Below are 24,935 nucleotides of genomic sequence, written 5' to 3'. Positions count from 1 at the left end.
CAACTTAGTGTTTCGGTTCGCCTATCAGTGACAGCGAATCATGTTCACGCTGGTTGGCGGCATGCTTGCGCATGATCAGGTACATGATGCCGGAGACCGACAGGCCAAACATGATGATGACGATATTGATGTTCAGATCCAGTTTGACCATCAGCGCATACAGCAGCAACATGGTCAGTACTGACAAATTCTCATTGAAGTTCTGCACCGCAATCGAGTGACCCGCACTCATCAGGACGTGGCCGCGATGCTGCAGCAGTGCATTCATAGGCACTACGAAGTAACCTGACAAGGCGCCCACCAATACCAGCAGCGGATACGCCAGCCACACTGTGTGCACCATGGTCATGATGATGACGACCACACCCATGATGACGCCGAGCGGCATCACCGTCAGCGATTTCTTCAACGGTACAAAGCGTGCGGCAGCAACTGCACCGAGTGCGACGCCGACAGCCACGATACCTTGCAGGATCGCAGCCTTGTCGAGCGGCATATTCAGTGATTTCTCAGCCCATTTCAAAACGATGAACTGTAAGGTTGCACCGGCACCCCAGAACAGCGTGGTCACAGCCAGCGAGATCTGCCCGAGGCGATCACGCCACAAAGTGGTGAAACAGTTGGCAAAGTCGCCGATGAGTTTGATGGGGTTGCGTTCCTGATGCTGGTAGCGGGCGCCGGTGTCAGGGATGCGGAGATTGAAGAGTGCGGCGAGCAGGTAAGAGACGGTGATAATGCAGAGTGCTGCTTCGGCTGGTGTATCTATGCCAAAGTTAATGATGGGGAAATCGAAGGCGAGTAGTTTGGCGGCAACGTTGGGATTGATGAGTGCACCTCCCATTACGGTGCCGAGGATAATGGAGGAAACGGTCAAGCCTTCTATCCAGCCATTGGCGGCGACCAGTTTCTCCGCCGGTAGTAATTCTGTGAGGATGCCGTACTTGGCCGGTGAATAAGCTGCTGCACCAAAACCGACCACGGCATAGGCAATCAGCGGATGGACATCGAAGAACATCATGCCGCAACCGAAAATTTTGATCAGGTTGGTGATAAACATGACGCGTCCCTTGGGCAGCGCATCCGCGAAAGCACCGACAAAAGCGGCGAGTAATACATAAGACAGGACAAAGAATAGCTTCAGCAATGGAGTCATCCATTCGGGTGACTTCATTACCGTTAATAAGGCTATGGCCGCTATCAGGAGGGCGTTGTCGGCGAGCGAGGAAAAAAACTGCGCCGCCATGATGGTATAAAAACCGCGATTCATTCGCATTAATCTATTTTTGCAGTGTGTCTCTGGCTGACTTTATACCATGAATCTCGGCGGCTTCAATTGATTTGCGCATCGTTAATGCAATGCGTCCGGTAAAATAAATAAATTCGCAAATAGATTCGTCAAAAAATCGCCTTGATCGAATGTCACGATTTAACTTTCTTTACATTGTCGTATGCCCAGACCCCTTATTGCTACCATAGATATCGCCGCATTGCGCAGTAATCTTGCGCTGGCCAAAGCACGTGCGCCACATTCCAGGGCATGGGCGGTAGTGAAAGCTAATGCTTACGGGCACGGGCTGGAGCGCGGCATGCGTGGCTTTGCCGCAGCGGACGGACTGGGATTGATAGAACTGGATGCAGCGGCGCGCTTGCGTGAACTCGGCTGGAACAAACGCATCCTGTTGCTGGAAGGATTCTTTGATGCTTCCGATCCGCAACTGCTGGCTGAGTATCAGCTGGATACCGTCATACACTGCGAAGAACAGTTGACGATGCTGGAGCAGGCACGTTTACAGACGAAAATCGACGTTCATCTGAAACTGAATAGCGGGATGAATAGACTCGGCTTTACGCCAGCGAAATATCGGGCGGCTTACGAGCGCCTGCGCGCTATTCCGGCAGTAGACCATATTTCTTTTGTCACGCACTTCGCCAACGCGGAAGATCCGGACAACCCGGTATTGCCGGTGCAGGAGCAGTTGCGCCGCTTCAGGGAAGCGACCCGCGATTTGCCGGGCGAACAAAGCATGGCCAATTCGGCGACTGATTTATTACACCCAGGTTCGGCGGCGGACTGGATACGTCCCGGCATCATGCTGTATGGCGCGACACCAGGCGGGCAAAGCGCAGAGCAGTTCGGCTTGCGGCCAGCGATGAGTCTGAGCAGCGAAATCATCGGTGTGCAGCATATCGTAGCCGGCGACGCGGTCGGTTATGGCAGTGCTTTCGTCGCGACTGGTCCTATGACCATAGGTGTGGTTGCATGTGGTTATGCTGATGGCTATCCCCGTCATGCGCCTAGCGGCACACCAGTGATTGTCGATGGTATGAAGACGCGTATGGTTGGACGTGTATCCATGGATATGATCACGGTAGATCTGACGCCGGTGGCGAAGCCGCGTGTAGGCAGCAAAGTCACCTTGTGGGGCGCAGGCTTGCCGATAGACGAAGTGGCAAATGCAGCCGGTACCGTAGGCTATGAGTTGATGTGCGGCCTGGCGTCGCGCGTGAAGGTAGTCGAAGTTAACTAGAACTCATTTCACAAATATCCGTGAGATGCGTTCTTACCAAAAGCGGTGCTGGTAAGGCGTGCGACGCGTCGCATAGTGGTCTATGCGCAAGGAGCACAACGCGGCCAGCGCCGCTTTTGGTAAGAACCCGAAGGGAACGGGCTATTTGGGCGTATTGCTGCGTTGCGCCGCTTGCCAAGGGGACCACCCTTGGCCGCGCGACACGCCTTGCACTACCTCCCAAATAGCCGCGTTCGCACTCGCGGATATTTGTGAAATGAGTTCTAATAAAGCGAAATTTATCCAGATGGCAAAAGCCAAAACCAATTACACCTGTAGCGACTGCGGCGGCATTACCAGTAAGTGGGGCGGACAATGCCCGGCCTGCGGCGCCTGGAATACGCTGGTCGAAACCATCGTCGAATCGGGCTCTAACCGCTTTTCCGTGCAACATCAGGGGCTGGCGCAAACTGCGCCCGTACTGAGCCTGGCTGATATTGAAGCGATTGATGTGCCGCGCTTTGGTACCGGCATAGAGGAATTCGATCGCGTGCTGGGCGGCGGCCTGGTGGCCGGCGGTGTCGTGCTGATCGGTGGTGATCCTGGTATCGGTAAATCAACGCTGTTGTTGCAGGCGCTGGCGAATCTTTCGCGTATCAAAAAAGTTTTGTATGTCAGTGGCGAAGAATCAGGCGCGCAAATCGCGTTGCGGGCCAAGCGGCTGGCGGTGGATGCCAAGGATTTGAAACTGCAGGCCGAGATCCAGCTGGAAAAAATTCTGACGACTTTGGCTGAACACAAACCTGATGTTGCTGTCATCGATTCCATCCAGACCGTCTATTCAGATGCATTGAGTTCGGCCCCCGGTTCGGTTGCACAGGTGCGCGAATGCGCGGCGCAGTTGACGCGCATCGCCAAGCAAACCGGTATCACCATCATCATGGTTGGGCATGTCACCAAAGAAGGCGCACTGGCCGGCCCGCGTGTACTTGAACACATCGTCGATACCGTGCTCTATTTCGAAGGCGATACGCATTCCAGCTTCCGTCTGGTGCGGGCGATCAAGAACCGTTTCGGCGCAGTCAATGAACTGGGTGTGTTTGCCATGACGGAGAAAGGCTTGAAGGGCGTATCGAATCCTTCCGCGCTATTCCTGTCGCAACACGATAATCCCGTGCCTGGAGCCTGCGTGATGGTGACGCAGGAAGGCACACGTCCCTTGCTGGTCGAGATCCAGGCTTTGGTCGACACTTCACATTTGCCGAATGCACGCCGCCTTTCAGTCGGACTGGAACAAAATCGCCTGGCGATGTTGCTGGCGGTGCTACATAGACACGCAGGTATTGCAGCCTTCGATCAGGATGTATTCATCAATGCAGTAGGTGGCGTGAAGATCACGGAGCCGGCGGCTGATCTGGCCGTGCTGCTGGCGATACATTCCTCCATGCGCAGCCGCCCTTTGCCGCGAGGTCTGGTCGTGTTTGGTGAAGTGGGGCTGGCGGGTGAAATACGTCCTGCACCACGCGGTCAGGAACGTTTGCGTGAAGCTGCGAAGCTGGGCTTCTCACTTGCGTTGATTCCGAAATCGAATGCGCCCAAGCAAAAGATAGAAGGCCTGACCATCATCGGCGTAGAGCGGATAGATGAAGCGTTGAATCGCGTGCGCGAACATGAGTAGATGCGTGAGTAATGCGTAAGTAAGCCCGTACGCGAATGCGCTAGCCGTGGAAATGCTGGTTCAGCAAGTCCGCAGCTTTAACGCCGCTGCGCACAGCTGATTCCAGCGTCGCCGGGTAATCGCTGGCAACGTAATCACCGGCGATTACCAGATGCGGCAATGCGGTTTGTTCGGTCGGGCGTTGCAGGCCGGGCGTGCAGGAAAATGTTGCGCGCTTGTCTGTGATGACCTTGCTCCATAGCGGCGCTGTCAGTTGCGGCATCTGCAGCGCTTGCACCAACTGCTGTGCAATTGCGGCAGACAAGGCTTCCTGTCCCAGCTCCGTCGCGGCGCTCGAGACGCTGACCACTACAGCGAACAAACCATCCTGCCTGCTATCCAGTTGGCCGCGATCAAAGACAAACTGTCCCCAGTGTCCTTTATCTTCATCATCAGTCAATGCAAAGAACGGAGCGCTTAATCGTGTGCCTGCCGGATATTGTAAATAGCAAGTCGTGATCGGTTCGTAGTTGAAGGCAGGGATATGCGCTTCGGCTACAGAACCAGCCAACAAGTTAGCAGCTGTGATCGCAGGTGTGGCGATGACGACGCCATCAAATAATTCTTCTGCCGCTTCCGCATTGCTTAAGCCGAGTGCCCATTTCTGGTCGCTTGCAGTAATCGCTTGTACGGTGCAGCCAGTCCGCACGTTGCCTTTGCGTGCTGTGACGAAAGCGGCGGCTTGTTGCGGTAGCAATGAGGTCAGATCTGTGCGCGGCAGCAGCATGTCGGATGCCGCACGCTTGGCTCCCAGGCTGTCGCGCAATACGTTCAGGAAGACCTGGGCCGACGCACGCTCTGGCGGCGTATTGAGGGCGGCGATACACAACGGTTGCCACATTAGTTTAATCAGGCGTTCAGTCTGGTCGTAACGCTCCAGCAGTTCACTGACGCTGCAATCGGTGTGCAAGCGCCATTCCATCCAGCGTGCCGTAGTGGAGAAACGCGCCAGCGCCATTTTATCTGCGCCGCTCAATCCACTCGCGCGTAACAGTGCGGTTAACATGTGTAACGGCGCAGGCAGGCGAGGGGCGATAAAATCCATACCGTCGCAGCCTGACGGATAGCGCATTTGCAGTGGCAGGCGCAGCAATGCCTGATCCGCCGCGACGCCTATTGTTTTCAAGAGGCTTAAAGTCGCGCTGTAGGCGCCGAGCAATATGTGCTGACCATTATCGAGCACCTGTCCCTGTATCTCGACGGCGCGCGCACGGCCGCCTAAGGTGCGGGATGATTCGAAGAGAGTGACTGCATGTCCTGCGCTCGCCAGTTCAACTGCCGTTGCGCATCCGGCCCAGCCGGCGCCGACGACGGCAATTTTTTTCGCGTCTGACATGAGTACGTGCATAAGCGACTTCGTCAGCCGCGCACGTAGGTAATCCACGCCAGCCAAAGCTTGCGTATAGGCGTGAGCGAGATGCGCTGGTTCAGCACGTGGAAGCCGTCCCGCTCAACTTCATTCAATACCGCACGATAGATAGCCGCCATGATCAGGCCGGGACGTTGCGCACGGCGATCTTCTTTCGGCAGCAAGGCAAACGCTTCGTCGTACAATTTTTGTGCACGCGCTGCCTGGAATTGCATCAGCTTTTCAAAGTTCTCGCCATGACGCGCGTTCAGGATATCTGCAGCGGTGACGTTGAATTGCTGTAACTCATTCACCGGCAGATAGATGCGGCCTTTACGGGCGTCTTCGCCGACATCACGAATGATGTTAGTGAGCTGGAAGGCAAGTCCCAGTTTTTCTGCGTATTGCAAAGTCTGCGGGCTGCTGGCGCCAAAGATTTTGGCCGACAGAATGCCGACCACGCTGGCGACATGCCAGCAATACTTTTGCAAACCAATAAAGTCGAGATAGCGATTCTGGTCGAGATCCATCTCCATGCCATCGATGATAGCCATCAGATGTTCGCTGTCGAGTGCATAGATCGCCATATGCGGCTGCAAGGCCTTGGTCACAGGATGCGTCGGCTCGCCTGACATCATCGCGCCGACTTCCTTACGCCACCACACCAGCTTGGTACGGGCTATGGTGATGTCGGTGCATTCATCAACGGTGTCGTCGACTTCACGGCAAAAGGCGTAGAGCGCAGTAATCGCACGGCGACGATCCGGTGTCAGGAACAGGAAGCTGTAGTAAAAGCTGGAGCCGCTTTGTGCGGCTTTTTGTTGGCAGTATTCGTCGGGGGACATAAAAATAAGGCGCTGGACGCTGAATTAAGCCGCTATGCTAGCCGACTAAGGCTGTAGGAACAAATAATGTCTGCGTATCTTTATCGATACGCATAAATCTGTCGTATCAAAATGCCTTCTGCAGTTCTTGGTGCAGATTGCGCTTGACTACTTATTTTGCTTTCATGCGGAGTGCGCGCAGCAACAGGAGCAGCCAGTCGCTTTTGCCGAGCTTGGGCCGGTGGCGGAACATGTCATAGCCGGAAGCTTCTATGCACTCGAGTATGCGCAAGCCGCCTTGCACCACCAGGCGAAGCTCCCAACCTATACGGCCAGGCAGGCGCAAGGCCAAGGGTGCGCCGGCCAGCAACAGGGCGCGTGCACGTTCCACTTCAAATTTCATGAGCAGGCGCCAGGCCGCATCGACCTTCTGGCGGGCGATCTGTTGTTCCGCAATATTGAACGTCTGCAAATCGGCCAGCGGCAGGTAAATGCGTTCTTTTTGCCAGTCTATCGCCACGTCTTGCCAGAAATTGATCAGTTGCAGCGCTGAGCAAATGTCATCGGACGCACGCAGATTATCGACATCGGCTGCGCCATACAGATGCAGCATCAGCGTGCCTACCGGATTGGCCGAGCGCCGGCAATAATCGAGCAAGTCGGTAAAGCTGGCATAACGCTTGGTGACAACATCCTGTTTGAAGGCGGACAAAAGGTCGCGAAAGGGTTGCAGTGGCAGCTTATAGGCGGCGATGACAACAGCCAGCTTCTGGAACAGCGCGCTGTCCGGATATGTGCCTGCCGCGATCTGATCCAGCCCGTATTCATATTCTGTCAGTGCCGCCAGTCTTTCTTCGTCGCTGGCATCGCCTTCATCGGCCAGGTCATCGGCACTGCGCGCAAACGCATAGATGACTTCGACCGCAGGGCGCAGGCGCGCCGGCAGGAGGATGGATGCAACCGGGAAATTTTCGTAATGTTCTACAGGCATGAAGGCTAGGGTGAAGGTAGGGCAATGGCGCAGGGACAATATCGCTGGTGATGAAAGTTTCCTGCGCGAATATCGGATACAGCCCGCATAGTAATTGAAAATGTCGAAAAGACAGCCAAATTGATTGTTCTGTCTTCCTCGTTCCAGGGCCGCAAACTGCGGAAAATTCCGCTAGTGGCCGGGCGTTTATTGGGTGCAAGTAGGCAAAGTGTCAAAAATCAGCGCAGCTTGCGCAAAATCCAGTAAAATCCCGGGTTGAAGTTGAACAGCCGATACAAAAGGCAGTGCAGGGCGACCCTATATTCACTTCGTGGTCGCCCTTTGCTTTTGCGCTTTTGTATTCGCTAGCGCACTCATTCCCGCGAGGATGGCGAAATTGGTAGACGCACCAGGTTTAGGTCCTGACGCCAGCAATGGTGTGGGGGTTCGAGTCCCCCTCCTCGCACCACAGAATTTTTTATTTTTTGGACGATTCACATGGCAACTGCAGTCGAAACTCTGGACAAACTTGAGCGCCGTATCACGATTACGGTGCCACTCGCCGATGTACAAGCGGAAGTTGAAAAACGCCTGAAAGTCCGTGCTCGTACGGTGAAGGCGCCTGGCTTCCGCACTGGCAAAGTGCCGATGAAGATGGTCGCGCAACAATACGGCTATCAAGTCGAAAACGAAGTACTGAACGACAAAGTCGGTCGTGCATTCAACGACGCGGCTACAGAAAACAATCTGCGCGTTGCCGGTTTCCCGAAAATCGAACCGAAGACTGATGACGCTGCTGCTGAAGGCACCATCGTTTTCAACGCAACGTTTGAAGTTTACCCGGAAGTTAAATTGGGTGACCTGGCTGCAGCCGACGTGGAAAAAACCACGGTTGACGTCAGCGATGCAGAAATCGATAAAACTATCGATATCCTGCGCAAACAACGCGTGCACTACCACGTCAAAGGCGAGCAAAGCGCGCACGGCGACGGCGGCTCTGATCTGTCGGCTAAAAATGGTGATCGCGTTACCATCGACTTCGTCGGCACCATCGACGGCGTTGAATTCCAGGGCGGCAAAGCGGAAGACTACGCTTTCGTACTGGGCGAAGGCCGCATGCTGGCTGAATTCGAAGCCGGTACCATCGGCTTGAAAGTAGGCGAGTCCAAAACTTTCCCATTGGCTTTCCCTGCTGATTACCACGGTAAAGACGTCGCAGGCAAAACTGCTGAGTTCACCATTACCCTGAAGCAAATCGAATGGGCGCACCTGCCGGAAGTTGATACTGAATTCGCAAAATCGCTGGGTATCCCTGACGGCGACCTGCAAAAAATGCGCGAAGACATCAAAGTCAACCTGCAACGTGAAGTCAGCAGCCGCATCAAGGCACGCACCAAAGACAGCGTGATGGATGCACTGATCAAAATCAGCGACCTCGACGTGCCTAAAGCACTGATTGACCAGGACGTAGAACGCCTGATGGAAATGACCCGCCAGGATATGACCCAGCGCGGCATGAAAGTCAGCGACCTGCCATTCCCACCGGAATTGTTCACAGAGCAAGCTGAACGTCGCGTACGCCTCGGCCTGATCCTGGCTGAAGTAGTAAAAGCCAACGATCTGCAAGCAAAACCAGAACAGGTTAAAGCGCAAGTTGAAGAGTTCGCACAGAGCTACGAAGACCCGCAACAAGTTCTGAAGTATTATTTCAGCGACCGTAGCCGTTTGGCTGAAGTTGAAGCCCTTGTATTGGAAGAAAACGTCGTCAATTACGTGCTAGGCAAAGCCAAAGTAACCGAGAAACCGGTTGCGTTCGATGAATTGATGAGCAATAACGCACAAGCGTAATAACTTGTGCGCTCTCCATAAGGAAAGCAGATGATCACCACAAGCATGACTCGTACTTCCGCTCTCGATACCGACATGCTCGGTATGGTTCCGATGGTGATTGAACAGAGTGGTCGCGGTGAGCGCGCGTATGATATTTATTCGCGTTTGCTGAAAGAGCGCATTATTTTTCTGGTTGGTCCGGTCAATGACCAAATGGCCAACCTGATCGTTGCGCAATTGCTGTTCCTGGAAAGCGAAAACCCGGACAAGGATATCTCCCTCTACATTAATTCGCCTGGCGGTTCGGTTTCGGCTGGCATGGCGATTTACGACACCATGCAGTTCATCAAGCCGAATGTTTCGACTTTGTGTACTGGCCTGGCGGCGTCGATGGGTGCTTTCCTGCTGGCAGCGGGCGAGAAGGGCAAACGTTTTTCCCTGCCTAACTCCCGCATCATGATTCACCAGCCATTGGGTGGTGCTCAGGGCCAGGCTTCGGATATCGAAATCCAGGCACGCGAGATCCTGTATTTGCGCGAAAGATTGAATGCCATTCTTGCTGAAAGAACCGGCAAATCTGTCGAAGAAATCGCTAAAGATACTGATCGTGATAACTTTATGTCAGCAGATGCTGCAGTGACATACGGCATGATCGATAAAGTTTTGGCAACGCGCGCTTAAGCCAGTTCGTAGGTATTATTGGACGCCCGGGCGCAACAACGTTCGGGCGTTTTGCTTTATAGGCTCTGTGTGTGCAAGTCGGTTTTTTTGAACGGCGTGACGAATTTGTAATTCGCAGGTAATATCAATCCATAGCTAACCATAGATAACGCGCACCATGTCAGAGAAAAAATCCTCAAGCGGCGAAAAACTGCTCTATTGCTCGTTCTGCGGCAAGAGCCAACACGAGGTAAAAAAGCTCATCGCTGGGCCATCCGTCTTTATCTGCGATGAGTGTATAGACCTGTGCAATGACATCATTCGCGATGAAGCATCGAGCGTGGAAACCGTAGCCGGTCCACGTACCGATCTGCCTACGCCGCAGGAATTGTGCGAGTTGCTGGATCAATATGTGATCGGACAAAATCCCGCCAAGCGTATTTTGTCGGTCGCGGTCTACAACCACTACAAACGCCTCAAGCATCTCGGCAAGAAAGACGACGTCGAGCTGGCCAAGAGTAATATTCTGCTGGTCGGTCCTACCGGTTCCGGTAAAACCTTGCTGGCGCAAACCCTGGCGCGCACGCTGGACGTGCCGTTCGTGATTGCAGATGCAACCACGCTCACCGAAGCCGGTTATGTGGGCGAGGATGTGGAAAACATCATCCAGAAGCTCTTGCAGAACTGTAACTACGAAGTCGAGCGCGCGCAAAAAGGTATTGTTTACATCGATGAAATCGACAAGATTTCACGCAAGTCGGACAATCCATCGATTACCCGCGACGTATCGGGTGAAGGTGTACAACAGGCTTTGCTGAAACTGATCGAAGGCACGATGGCATCGGTGCCGCCACAAGGTGGCCGCAAGCATCCGAATCAGGATTTCGTGCAAATCGATACTACCAACATCATGTTCATTTGCGGTGGTGCGTTTGATGGTCTGGCGAAGATTATTTCCGAGCGTTCGGAGAAGAGTGGTATCGGTTTCTCCGCCAGCGTGAAGAGCCGCGAAGAACGTACCGCGAGTCAGGTCATGATGGACACCGAGCCTGAAGATTTGATCAAGTTCGGCCTGATTCCTGAACTGGTTGGTCGTTTGCCGGTAGTGGCAACCTTGCGTGAACTGGATGAAGAAGCGCTGATCCAGATCTTGCTCGAGCCTAAGAATGCGCTGATCAAGCAATATTCGAAACTCTTGCAAATGGAAGGCGCGGAACTGGAAATTCGTCCGGCTGCCTTGCAGGCGATTGCGAAAAAGGCGATTGCACGCAAAACTGGTGCACGTGGTTTACGCTCGATTCTGGAGCATGCATTGCTGGACGTTATGTTTGAATTGCCGAATGAGCAAAACGTGGAAAAAGTCGTCATTGACGAAGGCACCATTAACCATGGCGCCAAACCATTGCTGATCTATCACGAGCAACCTAAAGTTTCCGGTGCGAAATAATCGGGATGCCGCCGGAAAACAGTAAAGTTTTGTAAAAATAGGCGGAAATTATCAAAAACGGGCTTTTTTAGCCCGTTTTTCATTTAAAACGCAGTACAATTAAAACCAGCAGGGATCATTCAGGCTTCCATAGTAGAGCCACTTCGAAGACAACTTCGCGGGTGGCTTTTTTATTTTTCTGGATGATTTTTGTTGCTGTCCGGGCTTGTGTTTTGGCCGTTAGCGCCAACATCATTAACACGTTTATAGATAAGGCTCGCCATGACGACTACTATTTCCACTGAACAAACCCAACTGCCGCTGTTACCGTTGCGTGATGTTGTTGTCTTCCCGCATATGGTGATCCCTCTGTTCGTCGGTCGTCCTAAATCAATCAAAGCCTTAGAAGCTGCGATGGAGCAAGGCAAGAGCATCATGCTTGCTGCGCAAAAGGCCGCCGCCAAAGACGAACCATCAGCTGACGATATCTACGAAATCGGCTGTGTCGCGAACATCCTGCAAATGTTGAAGCTGCCTGACGGTACGGTCAAAGTACTGGTCGAAGGCGCACAACGTGCACGTATCCATCACATCAGTGAGCTGGATACGCATTTCGTCGCGGATCTGACGCCGATTGAATCTGAAGCGGGCGACGAGTCCGAAGTGGAAGCAATGCGCCGCGCGATCGTGCAACAGTTCGATCAATACGTAAAACTGAACAAAAAAATCCCGCCAGAGATCCTGACTTCGCTGGCAGGTATCGATGATGCCGGCCGCCTGGCTGACACCATCGCTGCGCACTTGCCGCTCAAACTTGAGCAGAAGCAAGTTATCCTCGAAATTTTCAACGTAGCGAAACGCTATGAGCATTTGCTCGGCCAGCTCGAAGGCGAACTCGATATTCTGCAAGTCGAGAAGCGCATCCGTGGTCGCGTTAAACGCCAGATGGAAAAATCGCAACGCGAATACTATTTGAACGAGCAGGTCAAAGCGATTCAAAAAGAATTGGGCGAAGGCGAAGAGGGCGCAGATCTCGAAGACCTCGAGAAGAAAATCATTGCTGCCAAGATGCCTAAGGAAGCATTGGCCAAGGCTCAGAATGAGTTGAAAAAACTTAAACTGATGTCGCCGATGTCGGCTGAAGCAACTGTCGTGCGTAACTACATCGACACCTTGCTCGGTTTGCCTTGGAAGAAAAAATCGAAAGTGAACAACGATCTGTCCAATGCTGAAAAAGTATTGGAAGACGATCACTACGGTCTTGAGAAGGTTAAAGAACGCATCCTGGAATATCTTGCCGTGCAACAGCGCGTCGACAAACTGAAAGCGCCTATCCTGTGCTTCGTCGGTCCTCCAGGCGTGGGTAAAACCTCGCTCGGCCAGTCGATCGCACGCGCCACGAACCGCAAGTTTGTGCGTATGGCTTTGGGCGGCGTACGTGATGAAGCCGAGATCCGTGGCCATCGTCGTACATACATCGGCTCCATGCCTGGCAAGATTTTGCAAAGCCTGGCAAAAACCGGTGTGCGCAATCCATTGTTCCTGCTGGATGAGATCGACAAACTCGGCATGGACTTCCGTGGCGATCCGTCGTCGGCTTTGCTCGAAGTGCTGGACCCTGAGCAAAACCATACGTTCTCGGATCACTACGTCGAAGTTGATTTCGATTTGTCTGACGTGATGTTTGTTGCGACTTCAAACTCGTACAACATTCCGCCAGCCTTGCTCGATCGTATGGAAGTTATTCGTCTGTCGGGTTATACCGAAGATGAAAAAACCAGCATTGCGCAACGTTACCTCTTGCCGAAACAGATCAAGAACAATGGTCTGAAGGAAGACGAGATCAGCGTGGCTGAATCCGCAATCCGCGACATCATTCGTTACTACACGCGTGAAGCCGGTGTGCGTTCGCTGGAACGGGAAATTTCGAAGATCTGCCGCAAGGTCGTAAAAATGCTGCTGCTGAAAAAGCAGGACAGAAAAGTCACGGTCTCGACCAAGAACCTCGACAAATTCCTGGGCGTACGTCAATTCGATTTCGGTGTAGCCGAAAAAGAAAACCAGGTTGGTCAGGTGGTCGGTCTGGCATGGACCGAAGTCGGTGGCGATTTGCTCACCATCGAATCGGTTGCAGTGCCAGGCAAGGGCGGCATCATCCGTACCGGTACCTTGGGCGATGTGATGAAGGAATCGATCGAGGCTGCACGCACTGTTGTGCGCAGCCGCGCGAAGAAACTCGGTATCAAAGCCGATGTTTTCGAGAAGAGCGATATTCATATTCACGTTCCTGAAGGCGCAACACCGAAGGATGGTCCATCGGCTGGTGTAGCGATGACGCTGGCGATGGTCTCGGTGTTCACCGGTATTCCGGTGCGTGCTGATGTGGCGATGACTGGTGAGATTACTTTGCGTGGTGAAGTGTTGCCTATCGGTGGCTTGAAAGAGAAACTGCTGGCAGCGCATCGCGGTGGTATCAAAACTGTTTTGATACCTGAACAAAACGTGAAGGATCTGGCTGAGATTCCGGACAATGTGAAGAACAAGCTTGAAATCGTACCAGTGCGCTGGATCGATAAAGTGCTTGAGATCGCATTGGAACGCGCGCCAGTACCATTGACGGATGAAGAGGTCGCAGTGGTTGATACTGCCGTTGCGAAACCTGCTGAGTCGAACGATCCGACTGTCGTCAAGCATTGATGATTTGATGCACTGGCAGATGTAACGCAGAAGTAATTTTGCAGTTTAAAAAAGCGCTCTTCGGAGCGCTTTTTTTTTCACATGCGCATCAAAAAAAATATTCTTAGAAGTGCGAAGGAGGAATCCTAAACATAAAAAATGTTAATTTTCAGAGGGGAAAAGCTTGCAAAGCGCTTGACACAAGGCTTTGCGGCTTGTTTAATACTTGCTGCAGATTTTTTCTGCGTCCGCATCATCGTTTTAGCAATACTGCGTAAAGCACGAGATGCGGCATTCAACCTTTGTGAGGGGACGTAAGTGAATAAAACTGAATTGATTGACCACATTGCTGGTTCCGCCGATATTTCCAAAGCAGCTGCAGCACGCGCGCTCGACTCAGTGATTGGCGCAGTCAAAACCACATTGAAGAAAAATGGTTCCGTAACCCTGGTTGGTTTCGGTACATTTTCCGTAGGAAAACGTGCAGCACGCACAGGCAGAAACCCACGTACCGGTGAAGCGATCAAAATCAAAGCAGCTAAAGTGCCTAAATTTAAACCAGGCAAAGCATTGAAAGACGCGGTTAACTAGTAGCAAATTGATTCAACATGCTGTAAAATATTTTCTTTTGCGGCGTGGTGACAACGCTGTATGTTTGGCTGGTTAAGCAAGATTAGGGTGCTTAGCTCAGTTGGTAGAGCGGCGCCCTTACAAGGCGTAGGTCGGCGGTTCGACCCCGTCAGCACCCACCATCAGTCAAACTCGCAAATAATCATCAAGTAGTTTAGGAGTGGTAGTTCAGCTGGTTAGAATACCGGCCTGTCACGCCGGGGGTCGCGGGTTCGAGTCCCGTCCACTCCGCCAAAAAATAAAAGGCGAACGAGAGTTCGCCTTTTTTCATATATGCGACGTATTGATCGCGTTTTGCCTGTGATTGGTTAGCCATGTTTGATTTTATCCGCACACACCAACGTCTGATGCAGTTCCTGCTGCTGCTGGTCATCTTCCCATCGTTCGCCTTGTTCGGTCTGGAAAGCTATACCAGCATGGGCGATTCGTCGACCACCGTGGCCAAGGTAGACGGCCAGGCGATTACACAACCGGAATGGGATGCGGCACAGCGCGAACAGATGGAGCGTTTCCGTCAAATGTTCGGCGGTCAGTTCGATCCGAAAATGTTCGATACGCCGGAAGCCAAGCAAGATGTATTGGATGGTCTGATCGCTGAGCGTGTACTGGCAGCTGAAGCAAAACGCAATAAATTATCGGTCTCTGACCAGACCCTGCAACAAACCATCATGGGCATCGCAGGCCTGACCACTGCTGATGGCAAGTTCGATGTAGAGCGTTACAAATCGCTGCTGGCAGCGCAAGGCATGACACCTGCCGGGTACGAAGCCAGCCTGCGTCAGGACCTGGTCGTGCAGCAAGTCAATGCCGCGATTCAGTCGACCGCATTTGCCCCTGATTCACTGGCCAAACGTTTGTCCGAGCTGGGCGAGCAAGAGCGCGAAGTTCAGTACCTGACTTTCAAGGCGGCGGATTACGCAGCGCAAGTCAAGGTAACGGATGACATGCTCAAGGCTTACTACGACAAGAGCAATGAGTTCTCGGTACCGGAACAGGTAAAAGCGGAGTACGTTGTATTGACCGCTGATGCGCTGACGGCGCAAATCAGCGTCAGCGATGCTGATGTCAAATCCTATTACGAGCAAAATGCGAAGCAGTATGGCGTGGATGAACAACGTCGTGCCAGCCACATTCTGATCGCTGCCAACAAAGATGCGCCTGCTGCAGAAAAAGCGGCAGCTAAAGCGAAGGCTGAAAAATTGCTGGAAACCTTGCGCAAGTCGCCACAGGATTTTGCCAAGCTGGCGAAAGAAAATTCGAACGATCCAGGTTCAGCTGAACGTGGTGGTGATCTCGACTTCTTCAGCAAAGGCATGATGGTCAAACCTTTCGAGGATGCTGCATTCAAACTGAAGCAGGGCGAATTGAGCGATCTGGTTGAATCGGATTTCGGTTTCCACATCATCAAAGTGACCGCCATTAAACCAGCGACACTGAAACCTTTGGAACAAGTCAAAGGCGAGATTGCGAACGACATCCGTAAGCAACTGGTGAGCAAGAAGTATGCAGAAACAGCAGACGTCTTCAGCAACACAGTCTACGAGCAATCGGACAGTCTGAAATCGGTTGCTGACAAGTTGAAACTGAAAATTGAAACGGTCAACAATCTGTCGCGTCAGCCTAACCCGGCGGTGGCAGCAACGGCTCCTTTCAATAGCCCTAAATTCCTGAGCGCTTTGTTCTCGGATGATTCGCTGAAAAACAAACGTAATACGGAAGCGGTAGAAGTTGCACCGAATACGCTGATCGCAGGTCGTGTCGTTGATTACAAACCAGCGAGCAAACGTCCTTTTGATGAAGTTAAAGCACAGGTACGTGATCGCGTAGTACAGGTAGAAGCGCTGGCGCTGGCGAAAAAAGCGGGTGAAGAAAAACTGGCGGCTCTGAAAGCTAAAGACGATGCGACTGGCTTCTCGGCTACGCAAACTGTTTCACGTGCGAAGAGCCAGGGTGTGAATCCAGCTCTGTTCCTGGCAGTGATGAAAGCAGATACCAGCAAGCTGCCATCGTATGTCGGTGTTGAAGTGCCGGGTCAGGGTTATGGCGTATTGCGTGTGATACGCGTGGTGCAGCCAACTACTGTAGACAAGGCCAAGCGTCAGGCTGAGCAACAACAGATCACTGCTGCTTTGGCACAGGAAGAAATGCAGGCTTATCTGGATGTGTTGAAAGAGAAAGCCAAGGTTAAGATATTGAAGCCGGCGGTTGCCAAGGCTGATGGGGCCGAGTAATTGTTGGGTGAATTTGGTATTTAAAAAAGCCGCTTTTAGCGGCTTTTTTATTGGTGGGTTTGTTTTCAGTTTTGTGGTGCTGATGCTGTTTGTTCTCCGTGGAGAGTTGGTTTGCCGGGAGTGGCCCGGCAAGCCAAGGCTGATCGAAGAAAGAACAGCGCCAACAACACTAAACGAAACCAGACAGACAATAAAAAGGCCCACATAAGCGGACCTTTTAATCCAATGACTTACATCACCTAAATCCGAACAAACCCAACCACATCTCCAGCAGCTGCCCGAAACGCCTCCATCGACAAATCCGCCAGGCGTACAATCCTCGCATCCTTGACCCGCCTGAAGTTACGCTCTATCGAGCGGCCATAAGCCGGATCGTAATGCTCTTCCAGTAACTCTCCGACCAACACTTCCATTTCTCCATCCGCGGCAAGCTTGTGCCAGCGCGCGATTTTTTCTCTGCCATGCAGTTGCAATAGACAGCTAAGCTGGCTACTCAGCAGATCAGGATCATTCAGGAAATGCTGGTAATCCTGCATGAGAAGCTGAATGCGTTTGTCATGCTTCAGTTCCAGCGAGATGCATGCTGATTTACGCATGTTTTCTATCAAGCTGTCGGGTACACGCAAGTTACCAATTTTCTTGCTTTCCGATTCTATGTAGATGACTTTTTGCCGGTCGAAGCGGCGCAGTGTTTGCCAGATGTCGGTCTCAAATTTCTTTTGCGACGGTTGCTGTTCTGTCGGCAGATGTCCCAGCACCGAGCCTCTGTGTGCCGCGAGTTTTTCCAGATCAAGTACCTGCTCACCTGCAGTCGCCAGCGTTTGCAGCAAACGGCTTTTACCGCTGCCGGTAGGGCCGCAGATCACATGGAATTGAAAGTGTGAGGGTAGTTCAGTCAGGTCTGCATTGACATGACGACGGTACTCTTTGTAACCGCCGTCCAGTTGCACGGCAGGCCAGCCTATGCGTGCCAGTATTAATGTCATTGCACCACTGCGATTACCACCGCGCCAGCAATAAATCAGCGGCTTCCAGCCCTGAGGTTTGTCGATGAATGCGGTTTCTATGTGGTGTGCAATATTACGTGCGACGAGCGCTGAGCCCAGTTTCTTCGCTTCAAACGCACCGGTTTGCTTGTACAAGGTACCGATGCGATGCCGTTCTTTATCATCCAGCACCGGACAATTGATTGCGCCGGGAATATGATCAAGGGCAAATTCGGCAGGGCTGCGCACATCGATGATCGTATCGAACTGCTCCAGCCCTGGCAGGAGATCGGCAAAGCGGAGCAGGGCAGGATACTTTTTCATATTTACCCGGGGAGCAAAGGTTTGAGTTGCGGCCAGATGTTGTTGAGTATGATCGGATGCGCTATTGCTGCCGGGTGGATGCGATCAGCCTGAAACAGGCTGGGATTGGCTTTGTCCGCGACGTCTTTCAGCATGAACGGAACCAGTGCCGATTTGCTTTCTTTGGCAATCTTGGGAAACAGGTCAGCGAATTGACGGGTGTAATCGGTGCCGTAATTGGGTGGAATCTGCATACCTATCAGTAGTACTTTGGCTTTGGCTTTTTTTGCCGCGGCGACCATATTGCGCAGGTTCTGCTGGGTAGCAATCAAGGACAGGCCGCGCAGCGCGTCATTCGCGCCGAGTTCTATCACGACGACTGCAGGCTGATGCTTGTCGAGCAAGGTTTGCAGGCGCGCTGCGCCACCGCTGGTAGTTTCTCCGCTGATACTGGCATTGACGATAGGAGCCGTGATTTTTTCTGCCTCCAGTTTCTTCTGCAAAAGGCTGACCCAGCCTTCGCCACGCGCCAGACCATACTCTGCAGACAGGCTGTCACCAAGCACGAGTACGGTTTTTGATGCAGAATAAGCGCTCATCGTGAACGAGGCGAGCATGAGCAACGCCAACGCTCTCATTAGCGCTTTCATTACTGTCTCTACTTGATACGAAAACTTGAAATTAATCGGCATGCCTGAATCCTCTACTTTGTATCCTGCAATTGAAGCTATCAATCTGACCAAACGTGTGGCAGATGCGACCGGTGAGCTGACTATTCTGCAATCAGTTGATTTTACCGTGCAAGCGGGCGATACGCTTGCCATCATAGGCGCGTCGGGTTCCGGCAAGTCTACCTTGCTGGGCTTGCTGGCAGGCCTGGATACGCCTTCAGATGGCACGGTCAAGCTGGATGGTACTGATATTTTTGCACTGGATGAAGATGGTCGCGCTGGTTTGCGCAAGTCCAGGCTTGGTTTCGTGTTCCAGTCGTTTCAGTTGCTCGGGCATTTGAACGCACTGGAAAATGTGATGTTGCCGCTGGAGTTGCGTGGTGACGGTAAGGCGAAAGAAAAGGCCGAGGCCATGCTGGCGCGGGTGGGCCTGAGTACGCGCTTGAAGCATTACCCCAAATATCTGTCTGGTGGCGAACAGCAACGGGTCGCGCTGGCGCGTGCCTTCGTCAGTGAACCGCCATTGCTATTTGCCGATGAGCCGACCGGCAGCCTGGATGCAGCAACCGGGGCGGCAGTGATACAACTGATGTTTGAATTGAACCGCGAACGCGGTTCGACGCTGGTGCTGGTGACGCATGATCCTTCGATTGCCGCCTTGTGCAAACGCACGATTACGATTTCAGCCGGGCGTCTGGTTCAGGTTTAAGGAAGTACTTTAGTTATATTTCGCCATTGACCAGTTGATTCAGTACCGAGCGGATTTCCGGTATCAGTTCACCTGCCGTCAGGCCGATCGGGCCGATGCCGCGCTTGACCAGTTCATCCGCTGCCAGACCGTGCAGATAGACGGCCGCCAGCGCCGCTTCCCATTCCGGGCAACCTTGCGCCAGCAAGGCTCCCGACAATCCCGCCAACACATCGCCGGAACCCGCAGTCGCCAGTGCCGGGTTGCCGGTAGTGTTGATGACGATGGTGCCGTCCGGTGCCGCGATAACAGTACCTGAGCCTTTTAGTATCGTCGTTGCGCGGAAAGTAGCGGCCAGTGCGCGCGCAGCAGCGATCCGGTTACCCTGGATTTGCTGCGTCGTGCTGGCTAACAGGCGTGCCGCTTCCAGTGGATGCGGCGTGATGATGGTGGCGGCACTACGTGCCAGTAACTTTTCCTGCAGGGCCGGTTCGTTACCGATCAGGTTGAGTGCATCGGCATCTATCACCAGCGGCGTGTTGGCGATGATGGCTTTGCCCAGAGTGTCGCGCGCCAGCCGCGAGGTGCCAAGGCCGGGGCCAGCAACGGTGGTTGTGCTGCTGTAATCGATGTTGCTGGCAAGACGGCTCATCAGCTCTGCCTGCATGCTGTCGTATAACAGCGAGTCAGCGAGGCAGGCTATGAAGACCCGTCCCGCACCGCATTTGGCCGCAGCGCGTGCCGCGAGTACTGCCGCCCCGACCATGCCATGTGAACCACCCAGTACGCTGACATCACCGTAGCTGCCCTTATGCGTATTGTGGCGACGTGGGCGCAGGCATTTGGCGAATAGCTCACGATGATTCAATTGCATGGATGCTGGCGGGAAGCGCTCCGCAGAAATATTCAATGTCGCCACATGAACGACGCCGGCATGATCCCGGCCTTCACACGTGTGCAGGCCGGCTTTGTCGGCGAGGTAGGTGATGGTATGCGTTGCCTGTATGGCGATGCCCTCTGCGTCACCGACGATGGCGCCGGTGTCTGCATTCAAGCCGCTGGGCACGTCGAGCGCCAGTATCGGACAACTGAGTTGATTGACGTTTGCGATCAGGTCGTACAGCGGGCCGCTGATGGCGCGGCTTAGTCCTATGCCGAACAAGCCGTCGATGACTATGGCCCAGTCAGTGTTAGTGATCGCTGCGTCATTGATCCCGATGAAAGTCGCTCTGCTGGCTTTGGCTCGTTGCAGCGCTTGCTGTGCATCGGCTGGCAAGCTATCGGTGGAGAAGGGGAGTACGATGAATGCCTTGAGTCCGGCGTTCATCAATTGGCTGGCTGCCTCCAGAGCATCGCCCCCATTGTTGCCAGGGCCTGCCAGAACCAATACGCGTCTTTCCTTTTCACTGCTTTGCAGCAGTTCATAGGCGAGCTCACCAGCGGCGGTGCCGGCGCGTTGCATCAGGGCATAAGACGGCGAGTTGGCCAGTGCTGCCTGTTCTACCTGGCGTATTTCGTTGACGGTGCAGAGTGCGTGGGTGTCGGTCATATCGGCGGCTTAATCAAATGGGTGCGGGCACAGAGTGCTGATGCATTTGATTTTAGTCCAATTAGACCCTACTCAATGAAAGAGGTACCAGCAAAGAGGTATCAGGAATAACGCGTAGGTGTTAAACCATCGAGATCGATATCCGGTGTGCGACCCGAAATAACATCGGCTACCACTTTGCCGGAACCTGCCGCCATCGCCCAGCCGGTGCTGCCGTGGCCGATGTTGATGTAAACATTGCGCACCCGGCACGCACCCAGTAATGGCGGGCCATCAGGCAAGGCCAGGCTGCTGCCGGACCAGAAGGTTGCTGTGTTGTAGTTGCAGGCATCAGGGAACCAGTCGTAGCCGACCTTGAGCAGTGTGTTCAAGGCCTTCTGGCGCAATTCAGGTGTGTGTGATCCTAGTTCTGCCGTGCCGGCCACGCGTATGCGTTTGCCCATGCGCGTGATGGCAATCTTGTAGGCTTCGTCCACGACTGCAGCAACCGGTGCTGACTCGAAGTTGCGGATGGTCGCCGTGGCGCAGTAGCTTTTCACCGCGCGCAACGGTAAATGCAAGCCCAATGGTGTCAGTAGCTTGGCGCTGTCTGCACCGCCTGCAACGACTACGCATTCGGCGGAGAAGCTGTGATCATCGATTTGCAGGTGCACACCGCGCTTCGATTCTTCGATGGATTTGACTTTGCTGCCGAAATGGAACTCCACGCCCATCGCCTGCGCCTGCGCGCGGATCTGACGTGTGAACAAAGGGCAGTTACCCGCTTCATCTTCGGGGAAGTACAAGGCACCGGCCAGTGGTGTGTTTGGATTCAGCGCGCAGTCGATGGCGTGCGCCTGGGCCGCGTCCAGTTTTTTGTGCGGGATGTTATGTTCGCTCAGGTAATCGAAAGCGCTTTGCGCCAGTTGCAGATCACGTTCGGTGCGGAACAGTTGCAGGTAACCGGGTGTTTGTTCGTAATCAAGCTGATGGCGCTCACGCAGCATTTGCATGACGTCGCGGCTGTAAAACGCAATACGCTGCATGCGTTCACGATTGACGCGGTAGCGTTCTATGTCCGCTTCCTTCATCCAGCGCCGCATCCAGCTCAGCATGGATGGCCGCCAGGGCTGGTTCAGCATGACCGGCGCTTCGGATTTCAACAGATGGGAGAGGAAGGAGCGCGGGACGCCTGGTGCTGCCCATGGTGCAATGCTGCTGGCGGCGAGGATGCCGGAGTCGCCGTAGCTGGCTTCTTCTGCCACATTGTTATGGCGTTCGATGACGACCACTTCGTGTCCTGCTTCGGCCAGAAAATAGGCGGTACTTACCCCAATGACGCCTGCACCGATAACCGCTACTTGCATTACTTCTATCCTTCCCAGAATTAGCCCGTCATGTTACCAAGCGGACACATGGCTGTGCCAGCAGTAGTCGTGCAAATTTTTGAAAATTAGCAAAAAAGCGTGGCAAAGCGGCTCATATCGGGCCTTGCAAGCAGATCAATGCAGGAAGTTAGCCCGAATCCAGTACTTAAGCCGTCCGATTGCAGATGGTCGGCAGATTTGTTGGCGGCATAAAAAAACCGCACCAACTGGTGCGGTTTTTGTCACGGCCAGAACAGGCCGCGTGGTTGCTGCTGATGTCGTCAGAACGGTTTTCGCCCACTGATAATGCGCAACAGGATCAGCACAACGGCAATCACCAACAGGATATGGATGAAACCGCCGATGGTATAGGAACTGACCAGGCCAACCAGCCAAAGGATGACGAGTACGACTGCAATGGTATAGAGCATAAGGTCTCCTTGTTAATTCGATCGGTAGATGCGGAGTTCTTGCCGCATATGGTTATGCACCTTCAATTGCAGTATGCGCCGGGCCGGGAATGTTGTCCGTACGTTATCGTACATAAGGGCAATTTGTTGTTTGCAGATGTCTGCAAGACTGAAATCAACATGCTTTCTTGTTATGCATATGGGACAATCTTTGTCTCTTAAGCCATCGTTTTACTGTGAGTTTGTTGCTCGCAGGATTTATTTCCGGGTATCCATATGACTGATAAAAATAAAGAAGCGGCTACGCCTGAACATGCGACTAGCCCGGTCAGGATGCCGCATGATCCGGTGGCGCCAGCCGGAGTGATCCATCTGCCGGTGAATGCGCGTGGAGTGGCCTTGACGATTATTGCCACGGTTGCCTTTGTGTTTGCCTTGTCGGTGGCGCATGCCTTCTTCATTCCGCTGCTCTTCGGTATCTTTATTGCCTATACGCTGAATCCACTGGTGGTCTGGCTGGAGCGTATCCGGGTACCGCGACTGTTGGGAACCTCAGTGGTGATTATTGCGATCGTCTGCAGCGCGGCGCTGACCGCGAATAATTTGCGTGACGAGTTCAATTCCATCCTGGTCAGTCTGCCGACCGCTACGCAAAAGCTGGCGCGTGCGGTAAAGAATCTGCAAAGGGGGCAGGGCAGCACCATCCAGCAAATGCAGGCGGCAGCGACGGAAATTGAAAAAGCAACGAACCAGGCTGCCGGTGGCCGGCCTGTTGCAAAAAGCCCGGTAGAGCAATCCGTCTTTAACCTCAGTCAATGGCTGTGGGCCAGCTCGATAGGAGTGGTCGGCTTTCTGGGGCAGGCCACGATGGTGATTTTCCTGGTCTTCTTTTTCCTGCAGTCCGGCGATATGTTCCGGCGCAAGCTGGTCAAGATCAGTGGGCGTACCCTGCATACGCGCAAGATCACGGTGCAGATACTGGATGCGATCAATACCTCGATCCAGAACTATATGTTCATGCTGCTGGTTACCAATGTCCTGTTCGGCTTGCTGATGTGGGGTGCCCTGCACTGGATAGGGCTGGAGAATGCAGGCGCCTGGGCACTGGCAGCAGGCGTCCTGCATATCATTCCTTACTTCGGTCCGCTGCTGATCATGGCCGCTACCGGGGTCACGGCCTTTATGCAGTTCGGTACTTTCTCTTCAGTGCTGGCCGTGGGCGGAGCGACGCTGCTGATCGCCACCGTCGTCGGTACCTTTGTTACTACCTGGATGACGGGGCGTATCGCCAAGATGAATGCGGTCGCGGTTTTCGTCTCGCTGTTGTTCTGGGCCTGGTTGTGGGGCGTATGTGGCTTGTTGCTGGGAATTCCGATTATCGTCATCATCAAGGTCATTTGCGAACACGTCGATGGTTTGCAGGTGATTGCCGAATTGCTGGGCGAATAATTAAAACTAATAAGCGCATATATATCTGACACCACATTTCCTGTTTGTCGGGAGTATTATTGCTATGGCAATATGACTACGCAGTGGTAGCGTCCCGGCCTGGTACATAGCCCCGGAGCGCTGGTCATCAATCTCAAACAAGGATGGCGATATGCAAAATACTGACGATCTTGGCAAACTGATTTTGCGGGTAGTGCTGGGTGGTTTGATCCTGTTACACGGGATTGCAAAAATCATTGCCGGACCCGCTTTTGTGATTAGTGCGACGACCAGCGCAGGATTGCCGGCAGCGGTGGGCTACCTGGTGTATCTGGGTGAGGTGATTGCCCCCATCCTGCTGATCGTCGGCATCTGGTCGCGGCTGGCGGCGCTGATTATTGCCGGTAATATGGTTTTTGCCATTGTGCTGGTGCATACCAAACAGCTGTTTACACTCAATGAAACGGGTGGCTGGTCGCTGGAATTACAGGGCATGTTCCTGGTTGCGGCACTGGCGCTGGTCTTGCTGGGCGCCGGGCGATTCAGCATGGGCGGGCGTGGCGGCAGGTGGAATTAACGCTGCGATAAGCCGGATTTGATGCTTATAGATGAAGGGGCACATGAAAATGTGCCCCTTTATTGCATTTCTGACTAAGCATGGCTTGCTGCTTTAGCCATGAATTCGGAGGTAAAGACGCCCGGTCGCGGTATAATCACGGTTTCTGATCCAACTCG

Annotated in this window: 20 protein-coding genes and 3 tRNA genes; 14 read left to right on the top strand and 9 right to left on the bottom strand. The window is 53.4% G+C overall.

From position 1 onward, the window contains the following. Positions 1 to 4: 4 nt before the first annotated feature. Positions 5 to 1,267, bottom strand: a complete 1,263-nt coding sequence (gene lplT / locus DBR37_RS01365) for a lysophospholipid transporter LplT (RefSeq protein ID WP_124572503.1) — start codon at positions 1,265 to 1,267, stop codon at positions 5 to 7. Between the two features lie 181 nt (positions 1,268 to 1,448). Here lplT and alr point away from each other — a divergent pair, with 181 nt between their 5' ends. Both alr and radA read left to right on the top strand, forming a co-directional pair. After that, a complete protein-coding gene (alr, locus tag DBR37_RS01360) occupies positions 1,449 to 2,528 on the top strand; it encodes an alanine racemase (RefSeq protein WP_124572502.1) in 1,080 nt (359 codons plus the stop codon). A gap of 286 nt (positions 2,529 to 2,814) precedes the next feature. After that, the gene (radA, locus tag DBR37_RS01355; RefSeq protein WP_124572583.1) at positions 2,815 to 4,185 is read left to right on the top strand and encodes a DNA repair protein RadA; all 1,371 of its coding nucleotides are present in this window, start codon (positions 2,815 to 2,817) and stop codon (positions 4,183 to 4,185) included. Between the two features lie 40 nt (positions 4,186 to 4,225). On the opposite strand, the gene hpnE is transcribed toward radA, so the two are convergent. From hpnE to hpnC, 3 genes are all read right to left on the bottom strand, one after another. Then, positions 4,226 to 5,560 carry a hydroxysqualene dehydroxylase HpnE gene (hpnE, locus tag DBR37_RS01350; protein WP_124572501.1) on the bottom strand — a complete coding sequence of 445 codons (1,335 nt, stop codon included), beginning with the start codon at positions 5,558 to 5,560 and terminating at the stop codon, positions 4,226 to 4,228. Positions 5,561 to 5,583: 23 nt separating this feature from the next. Then, the gene (hpnD, locus tag DBR37_RS01345; RefSeq protein WP_124572500.1) at positions 5,584 to 6,417 is read right to left on the bottom strand and encodes a presqualene diphosphate synthase HpnD; all 834 of its coding nucleotides are present in this window, start codon (positions 6,415 to 6,417) and stop codon (positions 5,584 to 5,586) included. A gap of 151 nt (positions 6,418 to 6,568) precedes the next feature. Further along, positions 6,569 to 7,387, bottom strand: coding sequence for a squalene synthase HpnC (gene hpnC, locus DBR37_RS01340; RefSeq protein ID WP_124572499.1), 819 nt, complete (start codon positions 7,385 to 7,387; stop codon positions 6,569 to 6,571). Between the two features lie 361 nt (positions 7,388 to 7,748). Between hpnC and DBR37_RS01335 the strand changes: the two genes are divergently transcribed. The 9 genes from DBR37_RS01335 (at position 7,749) to DBR37_RS01295 (ending at position 16,819) form a co-directional block, all read left to right on the top strand. Next, positions 7,749 to 7,835, top strand: a tRNA-Leu gene (locus tag DBR37_RS01335). 29 nt (positions 7,836 to 7,864) lie between these two features. Further along, positions 7,865 to 9,214, top strand: coding sequence for a trigger factor (tig, locus tag DBR37_RS01330; RefSeq protein ID WP_124572498.1), 1,350 nt, complete (start codon positions 7,865 to 7,867; stop codon positions 9,212 to 9,214). 30 nt (positions 9,215 to 9,244) lie between these two features. Beyond that, complete coding sequence (gene clpP / locus DBR37_RS01325; RefSeq protein WP_012079386.1) at positions 9,245 to 9,877, top strand: ATP-dependent Clp endopeptidase proteolytic subunit ClpP; 633 nt, start codon at positions 9,245 to 9,247, stop codon at positions 9,875 to 9,877. A gap of 157 nt (positions 9,878 to 10,034) precedes the next feature. Next, complete coding sequence (gene clpX, locus DBR37_RS01320) at positions 10,035 to 11,303, top strand: ATP-dependent Clp protease ATP-binding subunit ClpX (RefSeq protein WP_124572497.1); 1,269 nt, start codon at positions 10,035 to 10,037, stop codon at positions 11,301 to 11,303. 261 nt (positions 11,304 to 11,564) lie between these two features. Further along, the gene (gene lon / locus DBR37_RS01315; RefSeq protein WP_124572496.1) at positions 11,565 to 13,979 is read left to right on the top strand and encodes an endopeptidase La; all 2,415 of its coding nucleotides are present in this window, start codon (positions 11,565 to 11,567) and stop codon (positions 13,977 to 13,979) included. A gap of 297 nt (positions 13,980 to 14,276) precedes the next feature. Further along, positions 14,277 to 14,549 (top strand): HU family DNA-binding protein, encoded by a 273-nt coding sequence (locus DBR37_RS01310; protein ID WP_012079389.1) that lies wholly within the window; start codon positions 14,277 to 14,279, stop codon positions 14,547 to 14,549. A gap of 85 nt (positions 14,550 to 14,634) precedes the next feature. Continuing rightward, positions 14,635 to 14,710: transfer RNA gene (locus DBR37_RS01305), tRNA-Val, on the top strand. 35 nt (positions 14,711 to 14,745) lie between these two features. Next, positions 14,746 to 14,822, top strand: a tRNA-Asp gene (locus tag DBR37_RS01300). An 80-nt stretch (positions 14,823 to 14,902) separates the two neighbouring features. Beyond that, a complete protein-coding gene (locus DBR37_RS01295; protein ID WP_124572495.1) occupies positions 14,903 to 16,819 on the top strand; it encodes a SurA N-terminal domain-containing protein in 1,917 nt (638 codons plus the stop codon). Between the two features lie 239 nt (positions 16,820 to 17,058). Here DBR37_RS01295 and mnmH read toward each other — a convergent pair whose 3' ends face one another. Both mnmH and DBR37_RS01285 read right to left on the bottom strand, forming a co-directional pair. Then, a complete protein-coding gene (mnmH, locus tag DBR37_RS01290; RefSeq protein WP_124572494.1) occupies positions 17,059 to 18,129 on the bottom strand; it encodes a tRNA 2-selenouridine(34) synthase MnmH in 1,071 nt (356 codons plus the stop codon). 2 nt (positions 18,130 to 18,131) lie between these two features. Further along, a complete protein-coding gene (locus DBR37_RS01285; RefSeq protein ID WP_370454216.1) occupies positions 18,132 to 18,725 on the bottom strand; it encodes an arylesterase in 594 nt (197 codons plus the stop codon). 73 nt (positions 18,726 to 18,798) lie between these two features. Between DBR37_RS01285 and DBR37_RS01280 the strand changes: the two genes are divergently transcribed. Beyond that, entirely contained in the window at positions 18,799 to 19,488 is a 690-nt protein-coding gene (locus DBR37_RS01280) for an ABC transporter ATP-binding protein (protein WP_124572492.1), read from the top strand. Positions 19,489 to 19,501: 13 nt separating this feature from the next. On the opposite strand, the gene DBR37_RS01275 is transcribed toward DBR37_RS01280, so the two are convergent. The 3 genes from DBR37_RS01275 to DBR37_RS01265 form a co-directional block, all read right to left on the bottom strand. Further along, positions 19,502 to 21,016, bottom strand: coding sequence for an NAD(P)H-hydrate dehydratase (locus DBR37_RS01275; protein ID WP_124572491.1), 1,515 nt, complete (start codon positions 21,014 to 21,016; stop codon positions 19,502 to 19,504). A gap of 101 nt (positions 21,017 to 21,117) precedes the next feature. Next, positions 21,118 to 22,362 (bottom strand): D-amino acid dehydrogenase, encoded by a 1,245-nt coding sequence (locus DBR37_RS01270; protein ID WP_124572490.1) that lies wholly within the window; start codon positions 22,360 to 22,362, stop codon positions 21,118 to 21,120. Positions 22,363 to 22,643: 281 nt separating this feature from the next. After that, positions 22,644 to 22,793, bottom strand: a complete 150-nt coding sequence (locus tag DBR37_RS01265; protein WP_124572489.1) for a lmo0937 family membrane protein — start codon at positions 22,791 to 22,793, stop codon at positions 22,644 to 22,646. A 255-nt stretch (positions 22,794 to 23,048) separates the two neighbouring features. Here DBR37_RS01265 and DBR37_RS01260 point away from each other — a divergent pair, with 255 nt between their 5' ends. Both DBR37_RS01260 and DBR37_RS01255 read left to right on the top strand, forming a co-directional pair. Then, entirely contained in the window at positions 23,049 to 24,221 is a 1,173-nt protein-coding gene (locus DBR37_RS01260) for an AI-2E family transporter (protein WP_124572488.1), read from the top strand. Between the two features lie 151 nt (positions 24,222 to 24,372). Next, the gene (locus DBR37_RS01255) at positions 24,373 to 24,777 is read left to right on the top strand and encodes a DoxX family protein (RefSeq protein ID WP_124572487.1); all 405 of its coding nucleotides are present in this window, start codon (positions 24,373 to 24,375) and stop codon (positions 24,775 to 24,777) included. Positions 24,778 to 24,935: the final 158 nt, after the last annotated feature.

Source organism: Herminiimonas sp. KBW02, from assembly GCF_003852535.1.
Lineage (GTDB): Bacteria > Pseudomonadota > Gammaproteobacteria > Burkholderiales > Burkholderiaceae_D > Oxalicibacterium.
Note: the sequence above shows the minus strand (reverse complement) of the source record. Positions and strands in the feature narration are given on the sequence as shown.